Here is a 19889-nt window from a genome sequence, read left to right as displayed (position 1 = left end):
GCGGGTAACTGGTATCCACTCAACAAGCGAGAGGTATAAACCCACTGGACGTTGGGTGAAGATCCCGTGAAGGTCGGCACGATCAGGTCGTGTTCGGACCCGACCATCGTGATCAGCGCATCCGGCCCGGCCGCGCACCTGTTCGCGGCGTCCACCGAAGCACCACGCGCTCCCCTGGGGCCACGGCCAGGTTCTCACCTCCAACCCGGATCCGGACCTCCGTTCTGGTGGCGCAGAGCTGGGCGTGCACCTCCAGCACGTCTGGGGTGACCACCACCCGCAGTCGTTGGCCCCGGTGCACGATGGTGAACCGAGCCGACCGCAATCCTTCTGGCAGGCGCGGCTCGAACACCACCACATCGTCCTCGCTGCGGATCCCGGCGAAGGCGCGGGTGATGATGTCGATGGTCCCGGCCATCGCCCCCAGGTGGATGCCTTCGCGGGTGGTTCCGCCCTGAGTGTCGTCCAGATCGGCGGCCAGCGCCTCCCGGAAGGTGCGCCACCCGCGCGCAGGGTCCATACGCGCGAGCACCGAGGCGTGCACGACGCGGCTCAGCGTCGAGCCGTGCGCGGTCCGTCCCAAGTAGTACTCCACGGTGTCCTCGACGAGGCCTGGGCGGTCGGGGTAGCCGAGGCGGCGCAGCATTTCGGCGAGTCCGTCGGGGCCGAGGAGGTAGATGAGCATGAGGACGTCGGCTTGCTTGGCGAGCTTGTACCGGTTGGTGGTGTCTCCCTCGGTCTCCAGGATCAGGTCGAGCCGCCCGATGTTGCCGTAGGTGGCCCGGTAGTGGTCCCAGTCCAGCTCGGCCAGGGACTCGTAGCCGGCGAACTGGCTGATCATCCCGTCGTGGAAGGGCACCGTGAGGCGGCGGCTCAGGTGCTCCCAGCGGGCCGGCTCGTCGGGCCCGATGTTGAGGCGCGAGTGCAGTGTGTCGCAGTCGTGTCCGGCCGTCAGGCCCAAGATGTCTACGGCGCGTTGGCAGACCCAGGCGGTGAGGACGTTGGTGTAGGCGTTGTCCCGCAGCCCCTCGCCGGAGGCCCCGGGGTAGCCGTCGTGGTACTCGTCGGGCCCCATCACCCCGACGATGTGGAACCGGTCCTCGCCGCCGTCGTAGGTGGCCAGGCTGGTGAACAGCCGGGCCACCTCGATGATCAGGTCGGCGCCACGGTGGGACAGCCAGTCGCCGTCACCGGTGGCCTGATAGTACTGCCAGGCGTTGTAGGCGACCGCGAGCCCGACGTGGCGTTGGCGCCGGGAGTTGTCGGCCACCCACCGACCCGACAGCAGGTTGTACAGCTGGCCGGGGGTCTCCTCGCGGCCGTCGCTGCCGCTCTGCCACGGGAACATTGCGCCGGCCAGACCTGCGGCGGTGGCAGCGCGGCGGGCTGCGTCGAGACGGAGGTGCCGGTAGTCGAGCAGCGCGCGGGTCACCGAGGGCAGGTGCGAGCTGAGCACCGGCAGCACGAACAGCTCGTCCCAGAACACGTGCCCCCGGTAGCCCTCCCCGTGCAGGCCTCGGGCCGGCACTCCGGCATCCAGGCCGGCTGTGTGCGGGGAGAGCGACTGCAGCAGGTGGAACAGGTGCAGGTTGAGCGTCAGCTGGGTCTGCCGGTCAGCATCCAGCTCGATGGCGAACCGGTCCCACAGCCGTTGCCATGCCGCCTCATGGGCGGGCAGCAGGTCACCGAGTCCGTTCGGTGCCCAGGCCAGCTCCGCGAGCGCCGCGAGCCGCGGCGAGGCGATCGCCCGGTCGCGAGAAGTGAACACCGCGACGGTCTTGTCCACCGTCACCGGTACCCCGTCTCTCAACGTCAGCTCGAAGCCGTGCCCCGCCCGCGACTCGTTCGTGGTGGTTGAGCCGACGGCACCGGTACGGGTCACTCCCGTCGTGGTCACGGTGGTGCGGGTTGCGGTGGCGATGCCGATCCGGCTCTGGATCGTCTCGACCTCCACCAGCAGGGTGCCCGGATCGACCTCCTCGTCGGAGACCGTGCGCAGGTGCTGATCGGCCAGAGGCCGGTACTCCGCTACGTTGCCGTTGCGTACCCCGCCGTCGATGCCACAGACGATGCTCACCGTGCCGCTCCAACCGTCGGCGACCAGGGTGGTCTCGAGGGCGGCCAGGTGGGGCCGGGCCATTGAGACCAACCGCCGCTGGGTCAACCGCAGTCGCCGACCGGCAGGGTCGGTGAGCACCGCGTGCCGGGTCAGCACCGCCCTTCGCAGGTCGAGCTCCCGGCGCTCGTCCGACACCGACAGGCCGCCCTGCGACCACCACGATCCTTCACCGGGACGAATGTCCAGGCACAGCCAGTTCGGGGCGTTGACCAGGTGCTCGTCCTCCACCTCCCGGCCGTGCACGGTGGAGGTGAGCCGGTTGTAGACCCCGGCCAGGTAGGTACCGGGGTAGTGCACGCCGTCCGCGGACCGCTCCGGGGCCGCACCCCGGGTTCCCATGTAGCCGTTGCCGAGCGTGGTCAGCGCTTCTCGGTGCCCCTCATGAGCCGGGTCGAACCCCTGGTAGACCAGCAGCCACGGGTCGACCCGTAGCGCGCCGAGGTCCAGCTGGGAGACGTCCTCCACCACCAGGTCCGCACCGGCGGCTTCCAGCGCCTCCCGATGCCCGGACCGGTCCACACCCACCACCAGCCCGAAACCGCCGAGGCGGGCCGCCTGCACCCCCGCCACGGCATCCTCGACCACCGCGGCCCTGTCTGGAGCCACGCCCAGGCGGCGCGCGGCCTCCAAGAAAGTGGCCGGGTCCGGTTTGCCCGGCAGCCCGGCCTCGATGGCCACCTCGCCGTCCACCACGACATCGAAGACCCCACCGAGGTCGGCCGCAGCGAGCAACGCCTCCGCGTTGCGGCTCGCGGTGACCAGGGCGACCGGCACACCCCCGGCCCGCAGCCGCTCCAGCAGCTCCACAGTGCCGGCGAACACCCTCACCCCGTGTTCGGCGAGGAGCTCGCGGTAGATCTCGTTCTTCGACGCGGCAAGCCCGTGCACGGTCCAGCCACCGGGCGGGTCCAGCGGTGACCCGGTCGGGATGTCGATACCGCGGGCGGCCAGGAAGGCCGCGACCCCGTCCTCCCGCGACCGTCCGTCCACGTAGCGGCGATAGTCGGCGTCGGCGTCGAAGGGCCGCGGCGTACCTCCGGCGCCTGCCTGCGCCCGGTCGTCGTTCAGCACCGCGTCGAACAGCCTCTTCCACGCCTGCGCGTGGACCGAAGCGGTGTCGGTGACCACCCCGTCCATGTCGAAGATCACCGCATCCTGGGGCGGCACGGCACCGGTGGGCGTCAGGTCCTTCATCACTTCTCCATCCTCACAGCGCCTCGTCGGCGTCGGCGGAACCGGCCGATTGCGGCCGCAGGATGATCCAGAGCGCGACCAGCACCGTGAACAGCCCGATCGCGGTCCAGCCGTCCGGCCTCTCCCCCAGCACCAGCGCAGCGAGGGCGATGCCGAACACGGGGGTCAGGAAGGTCCAGGCGCTCAGCTGGTCCAGCCTGGAACGCTGGACCTCGGTGAACCACACCACGAACGCGGCGGCTGTGCCGATCAGGGACAGGAATCCGAGCACCGCGACGAACCGCGGCGTCCACGCGATCAGCGGTGCACCCTCCACCGCGGCCGCGAGCGCCGCGCCGGCCACTCCCCCGATCACGAAGTGCCAACCGGTCGTCACGATCACGTCCAGCCCACCCAGTCGGCGGGACAGCAGCGTTCCGGCTGTGATCGCCGTCGCCGCAGTCAGTGACAACACCGCCCCTTCCCCACCCCCGCCGGGCACCGCGACCAGCACCAGGCCGGCGAACCCGAACACCATCGCCATCACGGTCCGCCGCGACAGCGCCTCCCCGTACAGCCACCACGCCGGGAGAAGGATGAGCAACGGCTGGGCGTTCGCCAGCACCGCGGCGGTGCCCGTGGCCAGTCCTGCGACACCGGCGAACATCGCGGCGAAGGCGATCGTGACGTTGACCAGGCCCAGCAGCGTGATCTGTCCCCAGACCCGGAGCCCCGGCGGCGCTGGGCGCCGCTGGGCGCCGGCGAGCAGCAACAGTGCCACGCCCGCCACGAGTCCGCGGAGTGCGGCGAACCAGAGCACCGGTGCGTCCCGCAGCCCCCACTCGATGGCCACGAAGCAGGCGCCCCATGCCGCGGTGACGAACAGCATCCGTCCCGGGCGGGGCCGCCCCGCACTGGGTAGCAAGGCGGGAAGATCCGTGGCACTCGAGGATGACATGCGTCAGGACGTGCCAGCCGGTGCCGGCACCCGCCGGCCCGGGGCGCCGGTCGCCGCGGCCGGCGGCGCCGAAGGCAGGTGAAGCCGCTTGAGATGCAGGGCGTTGACCGCGACGATGAACGAGGACCCCGACATCGACAGGGCCGCGAGCTCGGGGCTCAACGAGATCCCGAGGGAGGGCTCGAAGACTCCGGCCGCGATCGGCAGCGCGATCACGTTGTAGCCGATCGCCCAACCCAGATTCTGTCGCATCTTGCGAAGCGTGCCCTTGCCGATCCGCAGCGCGATCGGCACGTCGAGGGGATCCGAGCGCATCAACACCACGTCCGCGGTCTCGATCGCCACGTCCGTGCCCGCACCGATCGCGATCCCGATGTCTGCGGTGGCCAACGCCGGCGCGTCGTTGACGCCGTCGCCCACCATGGCCACCTTCTTGCCGGCCCTCTGGAGTTCGGCGACCTTGTCCGCCTTGTCCCCAGGCAGCACGTCGGCGATCACGGTGTCGATGCCGAGCTGGCCGGCGATCCGCTTGGCGGTGGCCTCGTTGTCGCCAGTGAGCATCACCACCTCAATGCCGGCCTCGTGCAGCGCCGCCACCGCCGGCGCTGCAGTGTCCCGGGCGGCATCGGCCAGGGCGATCACCGCGGCCGCGGTGCCGTCCACCGCCACCATCACCGCGGTCCGGCCGGTCGCCGCCAGCTCGTCACGGCGGGCCACCAGTGCGGCTATGTCGATGCCCTCGTCGACCATCAGCTTGCGGTTGCCCACCAGCACCCGGCGGCCCGCCACCTGCGCGCCGGCGCCGTGTCCGGGCACGTTGCGGAAACCAGCAACCTCCAGGCGCGGGACCTGTCGGGCCTCGGCGTACCTGACCACCGCAGCCGCCAGCGGGTGCTCCGACTCGCGCTCCACCGCGGCCGTCAGCGCGAGGACGTCGTCCTCGCTCAGCCCGTGGACCACCACGTCGGTGACCTCCGGCTCGCCCTTGGTCAGGGTGCCGGTCTTGTCCATCACGACCGTGTCGATCCGGGCCGAGGTCTCCAGGGCGGTCGCATTCTTGAAGAGAACACCGCGCTTGGCACCCAGCCCGGTGCCGACCATGATCGCGGTCGGGGTGGCCAGCCCGAGGGCGTCCGGGCAGGTGATCACCACCACGGTGATGGCATACAACACTGCGGTCGGCACGCTGGCCCCTGCCAGCCACCACACCAGAAACGTGCCGGTGCCGCCGATGAGGGCCACGAACACCAACCAGAACGCGGCCTTGTCGGCGAGCCGTTGGCCCGGCGCCTTGGAGTTCTGTGCCTCTTGGACCATGGCGACGATCTGGGCCAGCGCGGTGTCCGAACCGACCTTCGTCGCCCGGGCCCGCAGCGTGCCGGTGGTGTTGATCGACGCGCCGATGATCTCGTCGCCCGGCGCCTTGCTCACCGGCAGGCTCTCACCGGTGACCATCGACTCATCGACCTCGGACTCGCCGTCCTCGACGACGGCGTCCACGGGGATCTTCGAGCCCGGTCGCACCAGCAGCAGGTCGCCAACGACGACCTCGGCGGTGGGCACCTCCACCTCGGTCCCGTCGCGGAGCACCACCGCCATGGGCGGTGCCAGCTCCAACAGTGTGCGCACCGCCTCGTTCGCCCCGCCGCGGGCCCGCATCTCGAACCAGTGGCCGAGCAGCACGAAGCTGGTCAGGACCGTGGCTGCCTCGTAGAAGACCTCCCCACCGCCGGTCAACGTCACCGCCAGGCTGTACAACCAGCCGGTGCCGACCGCGACGGCGACCAGCACCATCATGTCCAGGGTCTTCGCCCGCAGCGCCCGGTAGGCGCCGTCGAAGAAGATCCACGCCGAGTAGAAGATCACCGGCAACGACAAGGTCAGCGTGAACACATCGTCGCGCAGCCCGAACGGGGCCGCCGCGGTGAACCCGAGGAGGTCCCGGCCGATCGGTGACCACATCGTGATCGGAATCGACAGCAGCGCAGCCAAGACGAAACGGTTGCGCATGTCCCTGGTCATGCCCTCCATCGACATGGCGCCGTGGTGCCCGCCGTGGCCCATGACCTCCTGCGCCGACCGTCCCTCGTGACCTTCATGCCCTGGCTGGTCGCCTACCTGCGGTTCGTCCACCAGTTGCGTCTCGTGGCCGGCGGGGTGGTGCTCGCGGGTCGGGTGGTGCGTGGGGTGGCTCCCGTCCGGTTCGTCCATGGGGTCGCACACGTGCTCCGGCACCGCACGGCCCGCGCAGTGGTAGCCGCAGTCGCGGACCCAGCCCGTGAGCTCGGCGAGCGAGGTTCGGGTCGGGTCGTAGGTGACGGTCGCGGTCTGACTGACCGCGTTCGCCTCCACTCCAAGCACGCCGGGGCGGCGCGCGAGCGCCTTCTCGACCACCGATTGTGAGGTGGCCCAGTGCAGTCCGCCGACTTCGAGGACGGTGGTCTGGCTGTTCATGTCGTCTCCTTCTGCGGCTCAGCCGCTGTGCCTGTCCCGGGGCGACCGATGGTCGCGCCGCCGTGCTGGTGATCAGCCGTCGGTGAGTGCCCGCACCGGCTGCGGGAGGAACTCTCTGCGCATGCCCAGGGCCTGGTCGGTCATCGCGATCGACGTCGCTCCGTCGGGCACGCTGCCGGTCAAGGCTCGGATCGCGTCGATCGTCTCTGGGATCACGATTGCCTCGTTGTAGACCTGGTAGGTCAAGAACGCCTCGTCATCCTGCACCGCCAGCACGTCCTCCCAGATCGCGACCTCCCACATGTCGCCGCGGGGACGGCCGAGGTCCCGCATGAGCTCGACGGTGGTGTTCAACCCGGTCAGTCCGTCCGCCATCTTGATGAAGGCGATCCGCGGGGCGGCTCGCAACGCCTCCAGCACCTCTTCCCGACTGGCGCGACGCGTCAGCTGCAGGGTCCAGTAGTGGTTGTGGGTCTGGGTATGCGCCGCCTTTGCGGCCATGGTCACCACGTCCAGGTCTGGTCGTACCGTGAGTGCGTCCGGGCCTTGGTGGGAAGGAATGGACGCCTCAGGCACGACGGTGTTCATCACCCCGCCCAGGTGGGACTCCCCCGGGTCGGTGGCACGCCGGATCAGCACGCCCCGGGCGCGTGCCAGCAGGCTGGCGTCCTGCAACGCGCCCAGCACCCGGACCACACTGGTGGTGTTGCACGACACGACCCGGGTCATGTCCCGCCCGACCGCGGTGGCGTAGTTGGCCTGCGCAACGAAGGAGTGCCCAGTGGTGGCATGAGCCTCACCACCCTGGAACACCGCCTTCACCCCAGCCGCCCGGTAGGCAGGCACGTTGGCCGTCGCGATCTTCTTCGGGGTGGTGTCCACCACCACATCGACCGTGGCAAGCAGGTCCTCCAGGCTCCCCGCCACCGGCACGCCGGCGGCACGCATCGCGGCGTCGGCCTGACCGGTCGCGGCGAAGACCGCGATGTTCTGCCCGACCGCGGCGCGAATGCGCCAGTCCCCGACTACATCGGCGACGCCGACCAGCTCCATGTCCGGCATGGCGCAGACCGCGTCCACGACCCGTTTGCCGATCACCCCGTAGCCGTTGACCGCCACGCGAATCACGTCCTGAGTCACGAGAGCTCTCCTTCGTTCTGATCGGTTGGTGTGCGTGGGCTGTTGGGCTTGGTGGAGCGGATCGTGCTCACGCCGGCGGTCCGCTAACTGCGAACGAGCCGGCCGATCGCTGCCGAGGCCTCCTTGAGCTTGTCGTCGCGCTCCGGGCCGCCTGCCCGTGCCGCGTCGATCAGGCAATGCTGCATGTGGTCCTCCAACAGCTGCAGGGCCACACACTGCAGGGCACGAGACGCCGCCGACACCTGGGTGAGGATGTCGATGCAGTACTTGTCCTCATCCACCATCCGCGAGATGCCCCGCACCTGACCCTCGATGCGGCTCAGCCGATTGATCAGCTCTCGCTGCACGCTGCTGCCGCTCGCCATGGCGGTTCTCCTCCCATCGGTGGGGGCAACCCGCATCCCGTCGGATACGTGGACCGTACCGGGGTGTGGTATGCCTTGGTGTCTTTCAGGTAACCGCGGCCCGATGAGGGTTCTGCATGGCACCGGTGAAGGTTCTATGAAGTTCCGTCGGGACTGTCCGTGAGGCCTGCCGGACGGTCCGGGTCAGCCCGCCGAGCTGACTGATCTCGTGCCTGGTCCAGTCCGGCCATCTGGTCCAGCCAGCTGCTGATCAGCGCCACGGAGAGATCGATGTTGCCGACGTGGCAGTGGGCCTGGGCGTTGTCGGCTCGGGTGAGGACATGACCGGTCACTGACCGGGCACCGGTCAGGGTGGCGAACTGCTGATGGAACTGGGTCAGGGGGGACATAGTGGTCCTCCGCCGCTGCCAACAGGAGGCAGTCGGCGGCTACGCGGGGAGAGTACGACGCGGTCTGGAAGCGTGTCGCCATCTTCAGGAACGCCGCTGGGTGAGTTTGTCAACCGCAACTGGCCCCGGTGTGACGGTCTGACTTGGCACCAGGGAGTTATCCCAAGGCCCCTTCAGTTGCGGCATTCCTGTGGGGTGGACCAGTGGCGCCGCCATGGAGGCCAGATTCGTCCAGCTCAAGATTGGAGGTGGGCCCCGCTACCGATGCGAGCATGAGCGCCTGCTTGACTGCCTGATCGCTTCAAGATCTGCGGCCGGTTTCTGGAACCCTTGCCGAGGCGCGGACACTAACTGATGTGACCGAGCGACAGATCGACGGGTGCGAACTGTGGTCCGGCGTGCGTGCTGGCGACGCGATTGCTTTCGAGACGCTCTACGCCGAGCTGTCTGATCCCGTGTTCGGGTTCTGTTTGAGACGCACCGGCGAGTGGGAAACGGCGCAAGACTGCACCTCGCTGGTGTTTCTTGAGGCTTGGCGGCTGCGCGCGACGCTGCGCGCCGAGTCCGCGGGTCTTGCATGGGTGTTCGGCATTGCGCACAACGTTGTTCGCAACACGACTAGGGCCAAGCGACGCCACCGCAGCCTGTTGCAACGTCTCCCGCTCGGCGTGCTCACCGACGATGTTGAGGGCGACGTGGCGGCAAGGGTCGACGCGAAGGCCGAGGCTGCCCGTGTGCTGGTTGCGGTGGATCGATTGCCCGAGAACGAGCGCGACGTCATCGCCCTGAGTTTGTCCTCTGAGCTGACCTACGAGCAGATCTCCATGGCCCTCAACGTCCCAGTCGGCACTGTGAAGTCGCGGCTGTCTCGGGCTCGCATGCGGCTCCGCGACGCCCTTCAAACCGAGCTCCCCGCTCCTGCGACTCCGCCCGGCGCCCCGGCCACGACACGGAAGCCGGCCACCAACCTCGGACCAGGAGAAGCACCATGAGACACGACATCCCCGGGCGGCTCCCGCCCCTACCCGCCGATCGCAAGCGCGCGGACATCGCCCGTCTTCGCCTCGCAATGGCACTGGAATCCAGTGCTTCCTCATCTGGCCACCAGCGTTGGTCCCGACGCACGGCTGTCGTTGCTGGAGCGGCTGTCCTGACCATTGGAGGTGGCGCCGCAGCCGCCACGACGATCATCGAGTATCTCAAGCCCGCAACTGTCACTACTTCCGGCCGCTGCTATTGGGAGGTCAGCCGGAACTTCGACAACGACTTCCCTGGCTCCACGGCAGCGAACGCGACCCGCAGTAGCGATGGATGGACACCCGATGTCGTGTCCAACTTGGTCGAGATGTGCGCAGCAGAGTGGCGTGCTGGCGCTCTTTGGCAGGACCGAGGCGATCCCACGCCCGAGCCCTCACCAACAGGCGAGTACCCCATCCCCGAGCTGGTTCCCTGCGTTCTGCCCAATGGGCAGGCAGCAGTCTTTCCAGGCGACTCCGCGACCTGCAACCAACTCGGGTTGCCCGGCCTCTTGGTGCTGGACTGAACCTCGACATCTCGTCACGGCCCGTCCGGGAGGCGGCATCTTTCGCGAAGCCACCTCCCGGCCAGGCGCAGACGAGGGACGTTCCGGGTCGGTCTGGCCCCCGCCCGGCTCGCAGCCCCGGGCTCAGTAGAAGCGCGCTGAACTCGCCTTGTCATTCATTGCACCAACATCGTTGCTGCTGGCATAGGGTCTGCCCCGAGTTCGGTTGACACCTGACCTCTGAGGTTTCGGCCTCAGGCGGAAGGATGTCCCCCGTGGCAAAGCCCTACCCCAAAGAGTTCCGCGACGACGTCGTGGCCGTGGCCCGCAAGGGCCAGGCGCCCCTGTCCCAGATCGCGAAGGACTTCGGCATCTCTGAAGGCTCGCTGGCGAACTGGATGAAGCGCGCCGATATCGAGGACGGCAAGCGTCCCGGTGTGAGCGACGACGACCGCAAGGAACTGCGCGAAGCGAACAAGCGGATCCGGCTCCTGGAGCAGGAGAATGAGGTCCTCCGCAGGGCGGCCGCCTACCTGTCGCAGGCGAACCTGCCGGGAAAATAGTCTTCCCGCTCGTCCATGAGATGGCCTCGGCCGGTGCCCTGATCAGGGTGCCGGTCGCGGTGGCGTGCAGGGTGCTGGGTCTGACGACTGCGGGGTACTACAAGTGGCTCAAAGATCCCGTGTGCCAGCGGGACTGGAACGACGCCCACGTTATCGACGTCCTCTACGACCTTCATGAGGACGACGCGACCCTGGGCTACAGGTTCCTCACCGACGAGCTCGAACTCGAGCACGGCATCAAGACCGGCGAGAACCGCGTGCACCGGCTCTGCCGCATCGCCGGGATCACCGCCAGCCACCACAAGAAGCGGTCCAAGGCCGGATCGACCGGGCCGGCGCCGCACGACGACCTCCTCGCAGTCGTCGACGAGCACGGCGTGGTCCGGCACGAGTTCGTCGCCGACGCGCCAAACAAGGTCTGGCTCTGGGACATCTCCGAGCACCCCACGCGGGAAGGGAAGCTCTACATCTGCGCGATCAAGGACGTGTTCAGCAACAAGATCGTCGGCTACTCCATCGACTCACGGATGAAGTCGAGTCTGGCTCGGGCAGCGATGCGTAACGCGATCGCGCTGCGCTCGCCGGATGGCACGATCTGCCACTCCGACAGGGGCGGTCAATTTCGAGCGAAGAAGACCCAGCGGCTGCTGGCGAACAACGACCTGGTCGGTTCGATGGGCCGCTCTTACGGCGCCGGGGACAACGCCAGCATGGAGAGCTTCTTCTCCCTGTTGCAGAAGAACGTGCTCGACACCCGCCGCTGGGACTCCCGCGAGGAGCTGCGGCTCGCGATCGTCACCTGGATCGAAACCAAGTACAACCGCCGCCGTCGCCAACGAGCCCTCGGCAAGCTCACCCCAGTCGAGTTTGAGATGATCTACGCGACCGCAGCAGCGGCCTGACTACTACAAACCGCGAGTGTCAACCAGATCCGGGGCAGACCCAAGAACTCGGCCGCCCGCACGTGAATGCGGCCCGGAGCAGGTCACCCTCGCCGTATGCAGTGTGGGCCAGCTCCAGGGACAGGCGCCGATTCGTCTCGTAGTCCGTGAGCTGCGGAGCGATCCTGCGGATGTCGCCCAGCGCGCGTCCCCCGGTCCAAGCAATCCACCGGTCGAGCTGGAAGTTGATCGAAGGGTCCGGGTGAAGCCGGTGGGTGCCCGTCGCCAGCTCACTGGGAGGGCGCGGTGAGATGGGCACGGAAGTATCTCCTCAGGTCAACCATCGGGGTGCTTTGGTCCTCAGCATGGCGCAACCCACCGTGTCCGCAGCAGAGTCGGACGACCCCACCACGCACGATGCGCGCACTTGGACGCTTCCGGCGCGCGCCTCAGCCTTGGTCTGCCCAGTCGCCCAGGACCCACTCGCGGATGTCGGGCATGTCCTCGAGGTGCTCTATGACGTAGGTCTCGTGCTCTGCCAGTCTCTGCTGGCACCATGCCTTGAGGTCGCTGGCTCCCGGAGGTGTGCGTCGGGCGTTGTTGAGGGCGTCCATCACGAGGTGGTAGCGCGATGCCCTGTTGCGCACGACCATGTCGAACGGTGTCGTGGTGGTGCCCTCCTCGATGAAGCCGCGGACGCGGAACCGGTCGGCATCCGGACGGCCGTGGACGAGCTGGTGCACGGCCCCGGGATATCCGTGGAAGGCGAAGACCACGTCCACGTGGTCGGTGAACAGCTCCTTGAAACGGGTCTCGTCCATCCCGTGTGGGTGGTCCTTTCGACGTGTCAGCGTCATGAGGTCGACCACGTTGACGACGCGGGTGCGGAAGTGCGGGAGGTGTTCTCGCAAGATCGCGGCGGCGGCGACGGTCTCCATGGTGACGACGTCGCCCGCGCAGGCCAGGACGATGTCGGGGTCGGCGCTCCCGTCGTCGGTGCCGGCCCACGACCAGACGCCGGCACCGCGGGCACAGTGGTCGATGGCCTGCTCGATCGGCAGCCATTGCAGCTGCGGTTGTTTGTCGATCACGACCAGGTTCAGGTACGAGCGGGACCGCAGGCAGTGGTCGGCCACGGACAGCAGACAGTTGGCGTCGGGTGGGAAGTAGACACGCCCCACGGTGCCGCGTTGGGTGATGACGTTCTGGATCAGTCCCGGGCCCTGGTGGCTGAAGCCGTTGTGGTCGTTGCGCCAGGCCGTGGAGGTCAGCAGGATGTTGAGGCTGGGTACCTTGGCACGCCACGGTATCTTCTCGGCCTCTTCCAGCCACTTGGCGTGCTGAACTGTCTGTGAGGCGCTGACCATGGCGAAGGCTTCGTAGGTGGCGAACCAGCCATGCCGCCCGGTTAGCGTGTACCCCTCGAGCCAGCCGTGGCAGTTGTGCTCCGAGAGCACTTCCATGACCCGTCCGTCACGAGAGATGCCGACATCGTCGGGATCGGTTCGCTCAGCGAAGCCGCGGTCGGAGGCCTCGAAGACCGCACCGAGCCGGTTGCTGTTGGTCTCGTCCGGACAGAACAGTCGGAACCGGTCGGGATTGGCCCGGTACAGGTCGCGCATCAGCTCGCCGAGCCTCCTGGTGGACTCGGCACGGCCAGCACCCGGGTGCGAGACGTCAACGGCGTAGTCGCGGAAATCGGGGACGTCGAGTTCCCGGGTCAACAGTCCCCCATTGGCGTGCAGGTTTGCGCTCATCCGCAGCGCACCGTCGGGGTTGGCGCTCCGTACGATCTCGGTCAAGGCGCCGTGGTCGTCGAACAGCTCCTCGGGGCGGTAGGACCGCAGCCAAGTCTCGAGCACCCGCAGATGCTCCTCGTTCTCCTTCACACCCGACAACGGAACCTGGTGAGAACGCCAGGTCCCGGTCACCCGTACCCCGTCCACGCTCTCCGGGCCGGTCCATCCCTTCGGGGTCCGCAGGACGATGAGTGGCCACCGCGGCCGCGATCCGTCCCACTCCCCGCCGCGCGCCGCTGCTTGGATCGTGCGGATCTTGCCCCATGCATGGGCGAGGGCCGCGGCGAACCGGTGGTGCATCCCCGGCAGATCATCACCCTCGACCTCGATCACCTCGTACCCGTGCCCAGTGAGCAACGCGCGAACCTCGCCCGGGTCCTTGCGCGCAAGCACCGTCGGCCCGGAAATCTTCGCGCCGTTGAGGTGCAGGATCGGGAGTACGGCGCCGTCACGCTCGGGGTTGAGGAACGAGATCCCCTTCCACGACCCCTCGAGCGGGGCGGTCTCCGCCTCACCGTCACCGACCACAGCCAGAGCGATCAAGTCCGGGTTGTCCATCACCGCCCCGAAGGCGTGGACGAGCACGTAACCGAGCTCACCGCCCTCGTGGATCGAACCTGGCGTCGTCACCGACACGTGGCTGGGGATCCCACCCGGGGCCGAGAACTGCCGGAACAGGTGACGTAGGCCCCGTTCGTCCTGACCGACCCGGGGATACACCTCGGAGTAGGTGCCCTCGAGATAACCAGCTGCGACCAGGGCGGGGCCTCCGTGCCCGGGCCCCGCAAGGTAGACCATCTCCTGGCCCGTGTGCTGGATCAGACGGCTAGCGTGGGTGTAGATGAACGACAGACCGGGGCTGGTGCCCCAATGGCCCAGCAAGCGGGGCTTGATGTGGTCAGAGGTCAGCGGTTCTCGCAGCAGCGGATTGTCCAGGAGGTAGATCTGTCCGATGGTCAGGTAGTTGTTGGCACGCCACCAGGCGTCCATCGACGCCACCTCACTGGGGACGGGACGGGCCAGCCGCTCCACCAGGTCAGCTGCAGGTCGCGCGCGGTCGAGGTCGGATGTCATCGACGCTCACCTTCTCGATCGATAGATTTCCCGGATCCGCTTCGACCCTAGACCCTGATCCATGGGCCTACAGGCGCCCAGGACGGCGGACCAACGATCTTCATGCGAACTTGACCTGAGCACACCAGAACCGCCATCTGCCAGCGCGACCGTGGACACATGAGCGACCAGCACCTCCATGCGTACGCACCCCATGAACACAGCGGTGCACGCCGGCCTGGTCCTCGTCCGGTGCTCGTCAGCGGTTCCGTGCTCCCCCTCGCAGGCATGGCCGCAGCAGCGGCCGCGGTGAGTGCGCTGCAGCTGCACGAGGCGCGCCGGCGCTACGGCAGTCAAGCAAGCCATCCGGGGACCATCGACCTCACTATTGCGCCGCCAGACCCCACCCTGGCCGACAGCAAGCCCCTCGAGCTGCTGGCACTCGGCGACTCCGGCATGGCCGGGGTCGGAGTCACACAGCCAGCCGCAGCCTTGCCGGCCCAGATCGCGCAACGGGTGGCGGCGCGCACGGGTCGACCCGTGCACGTGGTCAGCCACGCTCAACCCGGCGCGCGCACCTACGACGTGCTCGCCAAGCAACTGACGCCGGAACTCGGACTGCCCGATGTAGTCGTCCTCCTTGTCGGCGCGAACGATGTGACGCACCTGACGCGGACCCGTCAGCTCGCCGAGGACACGGCCAATCTGCTGGCACGACTGCACCGCCTCGGCGCGCCGGTGGTGATGAGCAGCCTGCCCGAGTTCGAGGCCATGCGATCAGTGCCGGCTGTTCTGCGGGCAGTCCTGCGGCTCCGAGCTGGCGTGGTCCGGAGAGTTCACGTGCGTGCGGTCCTCGACGCGGGAAGCGGTGTTGATCTCGTGGACGTGAGGGGGCTGGTGGGCCACGAGTTCCTGACCAATTCCGATCTGATGAGCCCCGACCGCTTCCACCCGTCCGAAGCCGGTTACTCCCGGATCGCCGAGGCGCTGGCACCAGCGGTCCTCGACGCCATCACACGGCGCACCGAATCTCCCACTATCAGCGATATGGGTCTGGTCAGCATCGGAGGCGTGGCGTGAACGCAGACGCGACACTGGGGCGGACGTCGAACCAGGAGGGAAACAAGGAGGGACAAGTCGGGGGCGACCTCCTTGGATTGTCGGACGCGCCATGTGCACCTGAAGGTGAAGCCTGTGCGCCATGCGTGGCGCAGCTGGCGGTACCGGCCGACCGGATGGCTGCGATGCTGGCCGCGGTCGCACACGAAACCGAGCCGGTCGTCACCCTGACCCACCTTCTACACCTGTGTCGCGACGAGCACCGGGTCCTGTGGGAGCGATCGGGCAATCCCCACAGCGCGGGCAGGGTCATGGCGCTGGTGAGCAAGGTGGCCGACAAGCTACCGCCCCCAGGGACGACCACAGTCCTCGAGCCGCCGGTCCGGGAAGTGCTGGTCGCTGCGCTGGAGCAGGCCGACGGCATCCCGCCGGTCCTCATCGCGCGAGCCCTCGCCGGGCTCATCGACGAACGCTACAGCCACACCTTCGCCCCCTGGTTTCGTCGCCGCAGCCCCTACCAACCCGCCGTCGGCGACCCCGTGCCACTCGACACCCCCGACCTGCGCCAGGTGACGGCGATGCGCTCCACCTCACCGCCCTGGCGGCTGGCCCACCGACTCGATGAGACCCGCCATGTCCGTCTCGCCGGTGAATGGGTCGTCCAGTTCCGGGTGGTATTCGACTACAGCCTCTTCGACACCCTGTCCGGGGCCATCAATGCGGACACCGTGATCGCCACCTGCCACCCCAACCGCGACCTCAGGGAGTTCAACCTGACCGGTGGCACCTCGGATCGCACCTTCCCAGTTCACCCGCGCGAGACGGGTCGGCAACGCACCGAGATCGACCACCTGATCGAGCAGGCGACGACCGCCGGGGCCTCGATCGTGGTACTTCCCGAGCTGAGCGTCACCGAGGAGCTGGCCGAGGGACTGCACGAGTGGGTACGACGACCCGACGGTCCCCGGGTCCTGGTCGCCGGCAGCTACCACCAAGAGACACGTGTCGACGACGCGTCCAGCCGGCGGCGCAACACCGCGATCGCGTGGGTCCGCGGCCACGACTACCCGCTGACCCACGACAAGTACTCGCCGGCCGATCGGCCAGTGGTCGAGGACATCCAACCCGACGGCTGGCCCGAGCTGCGCGTCTACGTCACCGCCGACGGCTGGCACCTGACCCTCGCGATCTGCCGCGACCTGCTCAACCCTCAGGCAGTCAACGCGCTCTCCGAAGCAGGCGCGAATCTTGTTCTCGTCCCCGCCATGAGTGAGACCCTGATGCCCTTCGGCGGCCCGGTCGCCCACCTGGTCGGGACCCGCCAGGCACTGGTCGCCGTCGCGAACAACCCCGGCGAATGGGCCGACGAGGCTCATGGCGTTTCCGGACGACCGGCGCGGGCGCTGTTCGGGCATCCCGGGCTGGGCCAGCAGAGCCGACTGGTGCAAACCCCCGACCCCGGCCCCGGCGTTGCACTTCTGACAGTGCGTTCCGCGGCGATCACGTGGCTACCCCGGACTCGTCCCACACGAATGCCGCCGGCCGCAGCTCCGCGTAGCAGTTCACCCACACCGGGCTCGCGACCCCCTTGGCTGGCCGCACTCGAGCGACGGACCCACATCCCGGGCGCACATCCCTCTGGATCCGGAGAGACCGTCCAACTCCGGCCCGCCGCGGTCCTTGTCCTGCTCACCGGCGGACCCAGCGGACCGGGTGTGCTCCTCACCGAGCGCGCAGCCGACCTGACCGACTACCCCAGCCAGCTCGTGTTTCCGGGCGGCGCAGTGGACGCCTGTGACAGCGGCCCGGTGGCTGCCGCCCTCCGCGAGGCCCACGAAGAGATCGGCCTCGACCCCCACAGCGTGGAGCTGATCGGACTCATGGAGCCCATGGCGCTGCCCCGCAGCGGCTTCCTCGTGTATCCCGTCCTGGCCTGGTCCACCGATCCCGTCCTGACCGGCTCGGTCAACCACGCCGAAGTAACCGCGCTCCACCACGTTCCGTTACTGAACTTCGCCGACTGGGGCGCCCTCGGCGACGTCTCGCGCTTCCACGGCTCGACACCCGCGGTCGATGGCGCAGAGCCGGCCTCGCTCGGCCGGATGACGGCGGCCGTGATGGACCAGCTGCGCGGCATCCTCTCTCACACGAAATCGACGGGTGGGAGGTCGTGACGACATCGTGGCGGTCAAGCACGTCGCCGATCAGCACCGCGCTAACTCCGATCGTGCAGTGGAGGCGACTCCAAGAGATCGCCACCGTGCTGTGGTCCTCCGGGTTCGGCCGGTGGGTCGACGCCCCGGGACTGCGTGGCTGCGTGTCGCTTCGGTGCCGCCTGATCTGCACCCTGGGAGTGCACGACTGTCCCCACCACGTCGCGATAGATCAACCACTCCCCGGAACGGCTCGTCGCGTCGGGCGCAGGTCAGATCACCGCGACGACGAGTCGTCCGTCCGGTGCTCGTGAGGTTGCCCGGGCGTCTGATCGGCCGGGGCCTGGTCGTGGTCACCCGAGTGCTGGTGACCCCCGCAACCGCCGTGGCCGGTGTGACCGGACTGTCCGCCGCCTCCGCCGTGGCCACCGTGGCCCAGATGCATGAACAGCATGCCTCCGATGAGCAGGATCCAGAGCCAGTTGTTGCTGAGGAACTCCAACATCGTCTTCCTCCTCCTGAATGTGGGGCATCTGGCGTGCCGCCTGTGCTCCCTCACGTTCAACACTGCGACGCCTCGGTGGAGAGCTGATGCGGTCCCGGTCAACGTTCCATGAAGGTTCGGACGACAGACCGCGGGCGGGAGAGTGTCGACTGGCAACGTCCCCCGTCGCTGCGATGGGCACGCCCCAGGGACCAGTCCGAGGGGGGCACAAGCGCGGCCACACGCCTGCTTATCCGATCCACAGGCGGGCGTCAGCGACGCCAGCCGCCCATACCGGTCTTCACAGGATCGAAGGGCGAGCTTCACGCGATCTACATCCCGTCCGGCCATCCTCGAAGTCACACCAATATCGACCAGAGCAACCGAGGAGAAGCCCATGTGCACCCCCCACACGAACGCCGACACCCGCACCAGCGAGCGTGGCGAAACACCCGCGAGCGCACACTGCGGACACTGCAATCATGACGACCTCACGATCGAGGAGCTCAAAGGTCGCCGCGCCCAGCTCGACCGGGACATTGCAGCCCGCGAGCTCGGCACCGCGGATAGCCCCGGCGCCCGCCACAACGCCTGAACGCCAGCCAGCCATCCTGCGGAAAGAGCCGTGCCCCATGCGTCTCTACGACGTGCACTCCCGGTTCGCGCGGATGCATCTGCGCACCCCCACGGAACGAGCCGTGTACTTCACGTTGGTGGCACAGCTCGCGGAGTCCTGGTCGGCAGCGGAGATCGCCACACTGAAGGACGTTGACGTCCGGACGGTCGAAGCGGTGCTGGATGGGTACGCGGACGCCGGGGTGGTCGACGGTGTCGATTCCAATGGCGGGTTGCGCTACCGGTGGCGCTCGGACATGAGTTACCTCTTCAATGCCGGCTCGAGCGGAATCACGATGATCGATCCAGTGTGCGGAATGACGACGGACGGTGCGACACCGCACCGGGTCAGTGACGGATCCGGAACTCTCCGACTGTTCTGCTCCTCCCTCTGCTTGGCGGCGTTCCGGGCCGATCCCCCGAGCTATGGGCGGCGCCGAAGACGCGGTGACACGAAGACGCGGCGGCAGCAAAGCGGCAGCGGCAGCGGGGCTCACCGTCACCCGCGCTGATCGAAGCGCACGGCGGATCGACGCGCTGGCCAGGACCCCGACGACGTCATTGCTGACCTCGAGGACGGGATGGCCGGCATGAGCTACTGGCAAACTTCGTAGTAGCCCGTCAAGATGGATCCATGGTGACCTTCCTGGGTCGGCTCCTGGCCGGCCTGGCACTGCTCGTCGGCGCGGCGCTCGTGACCGGCTCCCCCGCTTCGGCCGACGAACCGGGCGAGACCGACGTGGGCTACCTGCTGGTGCAGCAGGCACTCGGCCATCTCGCCCACGACACCAGCGCCGAGGGTCTCGAGGTGGCCATGGAGAAGATCTCCGACGCGCTGGAGACCGACGACCAAGAAGGGGTCGACGTACCCACGCTCGAGCAAGCCATGGCCGCGCTCGAGGCAGAAGACGTCGAAGGCGCTCGGCCACTCCTGCTGGACTCCATCGCCGAGGCACTGCACAACGGCCACCCGCCACGGGGATGGAGTCGGGCACCACCAGCGTTCGACCCGAGCTCGAGGGCAGGTCCGGACTGGCCGGCGAGGACTGGGGCTTCCTCGCCGCGGCACTCGTGGCGCTGCTCCTCGGCGCCTGGCTCGCACTGAGGTTCCGCCCCCACGACTCCATCCGTGACCTACGCACCCAGCTGGCCAGCGGTACAG

14 protein-coding genes are annotated in these 19889 nt (G+C 68.3%); 7 read left to right on the top strand and 7 right to left on the bottom strand.

The window, feature by feature from the left end:
• Window positions 1–112: 112 nt before the first annotated feature.
• The 5 genes from CFI00_RS08955 to CFI00_RS08935 form a co-directional block, all read right to left on the bottom strand.
• Entirely contained in the window at window positions 113–3313 is a 3201-nt protein-coding gene (locus CFI00_RS08955; RefSeq protein WP_242532859.1) for a beta-phosphoglucomutase family hydrolase, read from the bottom strand.
• Between the two features lie 13 nt (window positions 3314–3326).
• Complete coding sequence (locus tag CFI00_RS08950) at window positions 3327–4181, bottom strand: DMT family transporter (protein WP_242532750.1); 855 nt, start codon at window positions 4179–4181, stop codon at window positions 3327–3329.
• Window positions 4182–4253: 72 nt separating this feature from the next.
• Complete coding sequence (locus CFI00_RS08945) at window positions 4254–6704, bottom strand: heavy metal translocating P-type ATPase (protein WP_207084825.1); 2451 nt, start codon at window positions 6702–6704, stop codon at window positions 4254–4256.
• Window positions 6705–6776: 72 nt separating this feature from the next.
• Entirely contained in the window at window positions 6777–7844 is a 1068-nt protein-coding gene (locus tag CFI00_RS08940; protein WP_207084824.1) for a type II glyceraldehyde-3-phosphate dehydrogenase, read from the bottom strand.
• Window positions 7845–7927: 83 nt separating this feature from the next.
• Window positions 7928–8209: a metal-sensitive transcriptional regulator gene (locus CFI00_RS08935; RefSeq protein ID WP_191281067.1), complete on the bottom strand. Its 282-nt coding sequence runs from the start codon at window positions 8207–8209 to the stop codon at window positions 7928–7930.
• 745 nt (window positions 8210–8954) lie between these two features.
• Between CFI00_RS08935 and CFI00_RS08930 the strand changes: the two genes are divergently transcribed.
• Window positions 8955–9590: an RNA polymerase sigma factor gene (locus tag CFI00_RS08930; protein WP_207084823.1), complete on the top strand. Its 636-nt coding sequence runs from the start codon at window positions 8955–8957 to the stop codon at window positions 9588–9590.
• An 805-nt stretch (window positions 9591–10395) separates the two neighbouring features.
• Window positions 10396–11585 (top strand): IS3 family transposase gene (locus CFI00_RS08925; protein ID WP_242532749.1). Its coding sequence is split into 2 segments (ribosomal slippage): window positions 10396–10674 and window positions 10677–11585, totalling 1188 coding nucleotides; the frame shifts between segments, so codons are not numbered across the junction.
• Between the two features lie 428 nt (window positions 11586–12013).
• On the opposite strand, the gene CFI00_RS08920 is transcribed toward CFI00_RS08925, so the two are convergent.
• Entirely contained in the window at window positions 12014–14437 is a 2424-nt protein-coding gene (locus CFI00_RS08920) for a phosphoketolase family protein (RefSeq protein WP_207084822.1), read from the bottom strand.
• A 159-nt stretch (window positions 14438–14596) separates the two neighbouring features.
• On the opposite strand from CFI00_RS08920, the gene CFI00_RS08915 reads away from it, so the two are divergent.
• Together CFI00_RS08915 and CFI00_RS08910 are read left to right on the top strand one after the other, a co-directional pair.
• A complete protein-coding gene (locus tag CFI00_RS08915) occupies window positions 14597–15496 on the top strand; it encodes an SGNH/GDSL hydrolase family protein (protein WP_207084821.1) in 900 nt (299 codons plus the stop codon).
• Window positions 15497–15621: 125 nt separating this feature from the next.
• On the top strand, window positions 15622–17649 hold the full coding sequence (locus CFI00_RS08910; RefSeq protein WP_207084820.1) for an NUDIX domain-containing protein: 2028 nt from the start codon (window positions 15622–15624) through the stop codon (window positions 17647–17649).
• A 256-nt stretch (window positions 17650–17905) separates the two neighbouring features.
• On the opposite strand, the gene CFI00_RS08905 is transcribed toward CFI00_RS08910, so the two are convergent.
• Window positions 17906–18133 (bottom strand): hypothetical protein, encoded by a 228-nt coding sequence (locus CFI00_RS08905; RefSeq protein ID WP_207084819.1) that lies wholly within the window; start codon window positions 18131–18133, stop codon window positions 17906–17908.
• Window positions 18134–18509: 376 nt separating this feature from the next.
• On the opposite strand from CFI00_RS08905, the gene CFI00_RS08900 reads away from it, so the two are divergent.
• From CFI00_RS08900 to CFI00_RS08890, 3 genes are all read left to right on the top strand, one after another.
• Window positions 18510–18707, top strand: a complete 198-nt coding sequence (locus tag CFI00_RS08900) for a hypothetical protein (protein ID WP_207084818.1) — start codon at window positions 18510–18512, stop codon at window positions 18705–18707.
• A 37-nt stretch (window positions 18708–18744) separates the two neighbouring features.
• Window positions 18745–19239 carry a YHS domain-containing protein gene (locus CFI00_RS08895; protein WP_207084817.1) on the top strand — a complete coding sequence of 165 codons (495 nt, stop codon included), beginning with the start codon at window positions 18745–18747 and terminating at the stop codon, window positions 19237–19239.
• 122 nt (window positions 19240–19361) lie between these two features.
• Complete coding sequence (locus CFI00_RS08890) at window positions 19362–19832, top strand: hypothetical protein (protein WP_207084816.1); 471 nt, start codon at window positions 19362–19364, stop codon at window positions 19830–19832.
• Window positions 19833–19889 lie beyond the last annotated feature (57 nt).

The sequence above is a fragment of the Nocardioides sp. S5 genome, from assembly GCF_017310035.1.
Classification (GTDB): domain Bacteria; phylum Actinomycetota; class Actinomycetes; order Propionibacteriales; family Nocardioidaceae; genus Nocardioides.
Note: the sequence above shows the minus strand (reverse complement) of the source record. Positions and strands in the feature narration are given on the sequence as shown.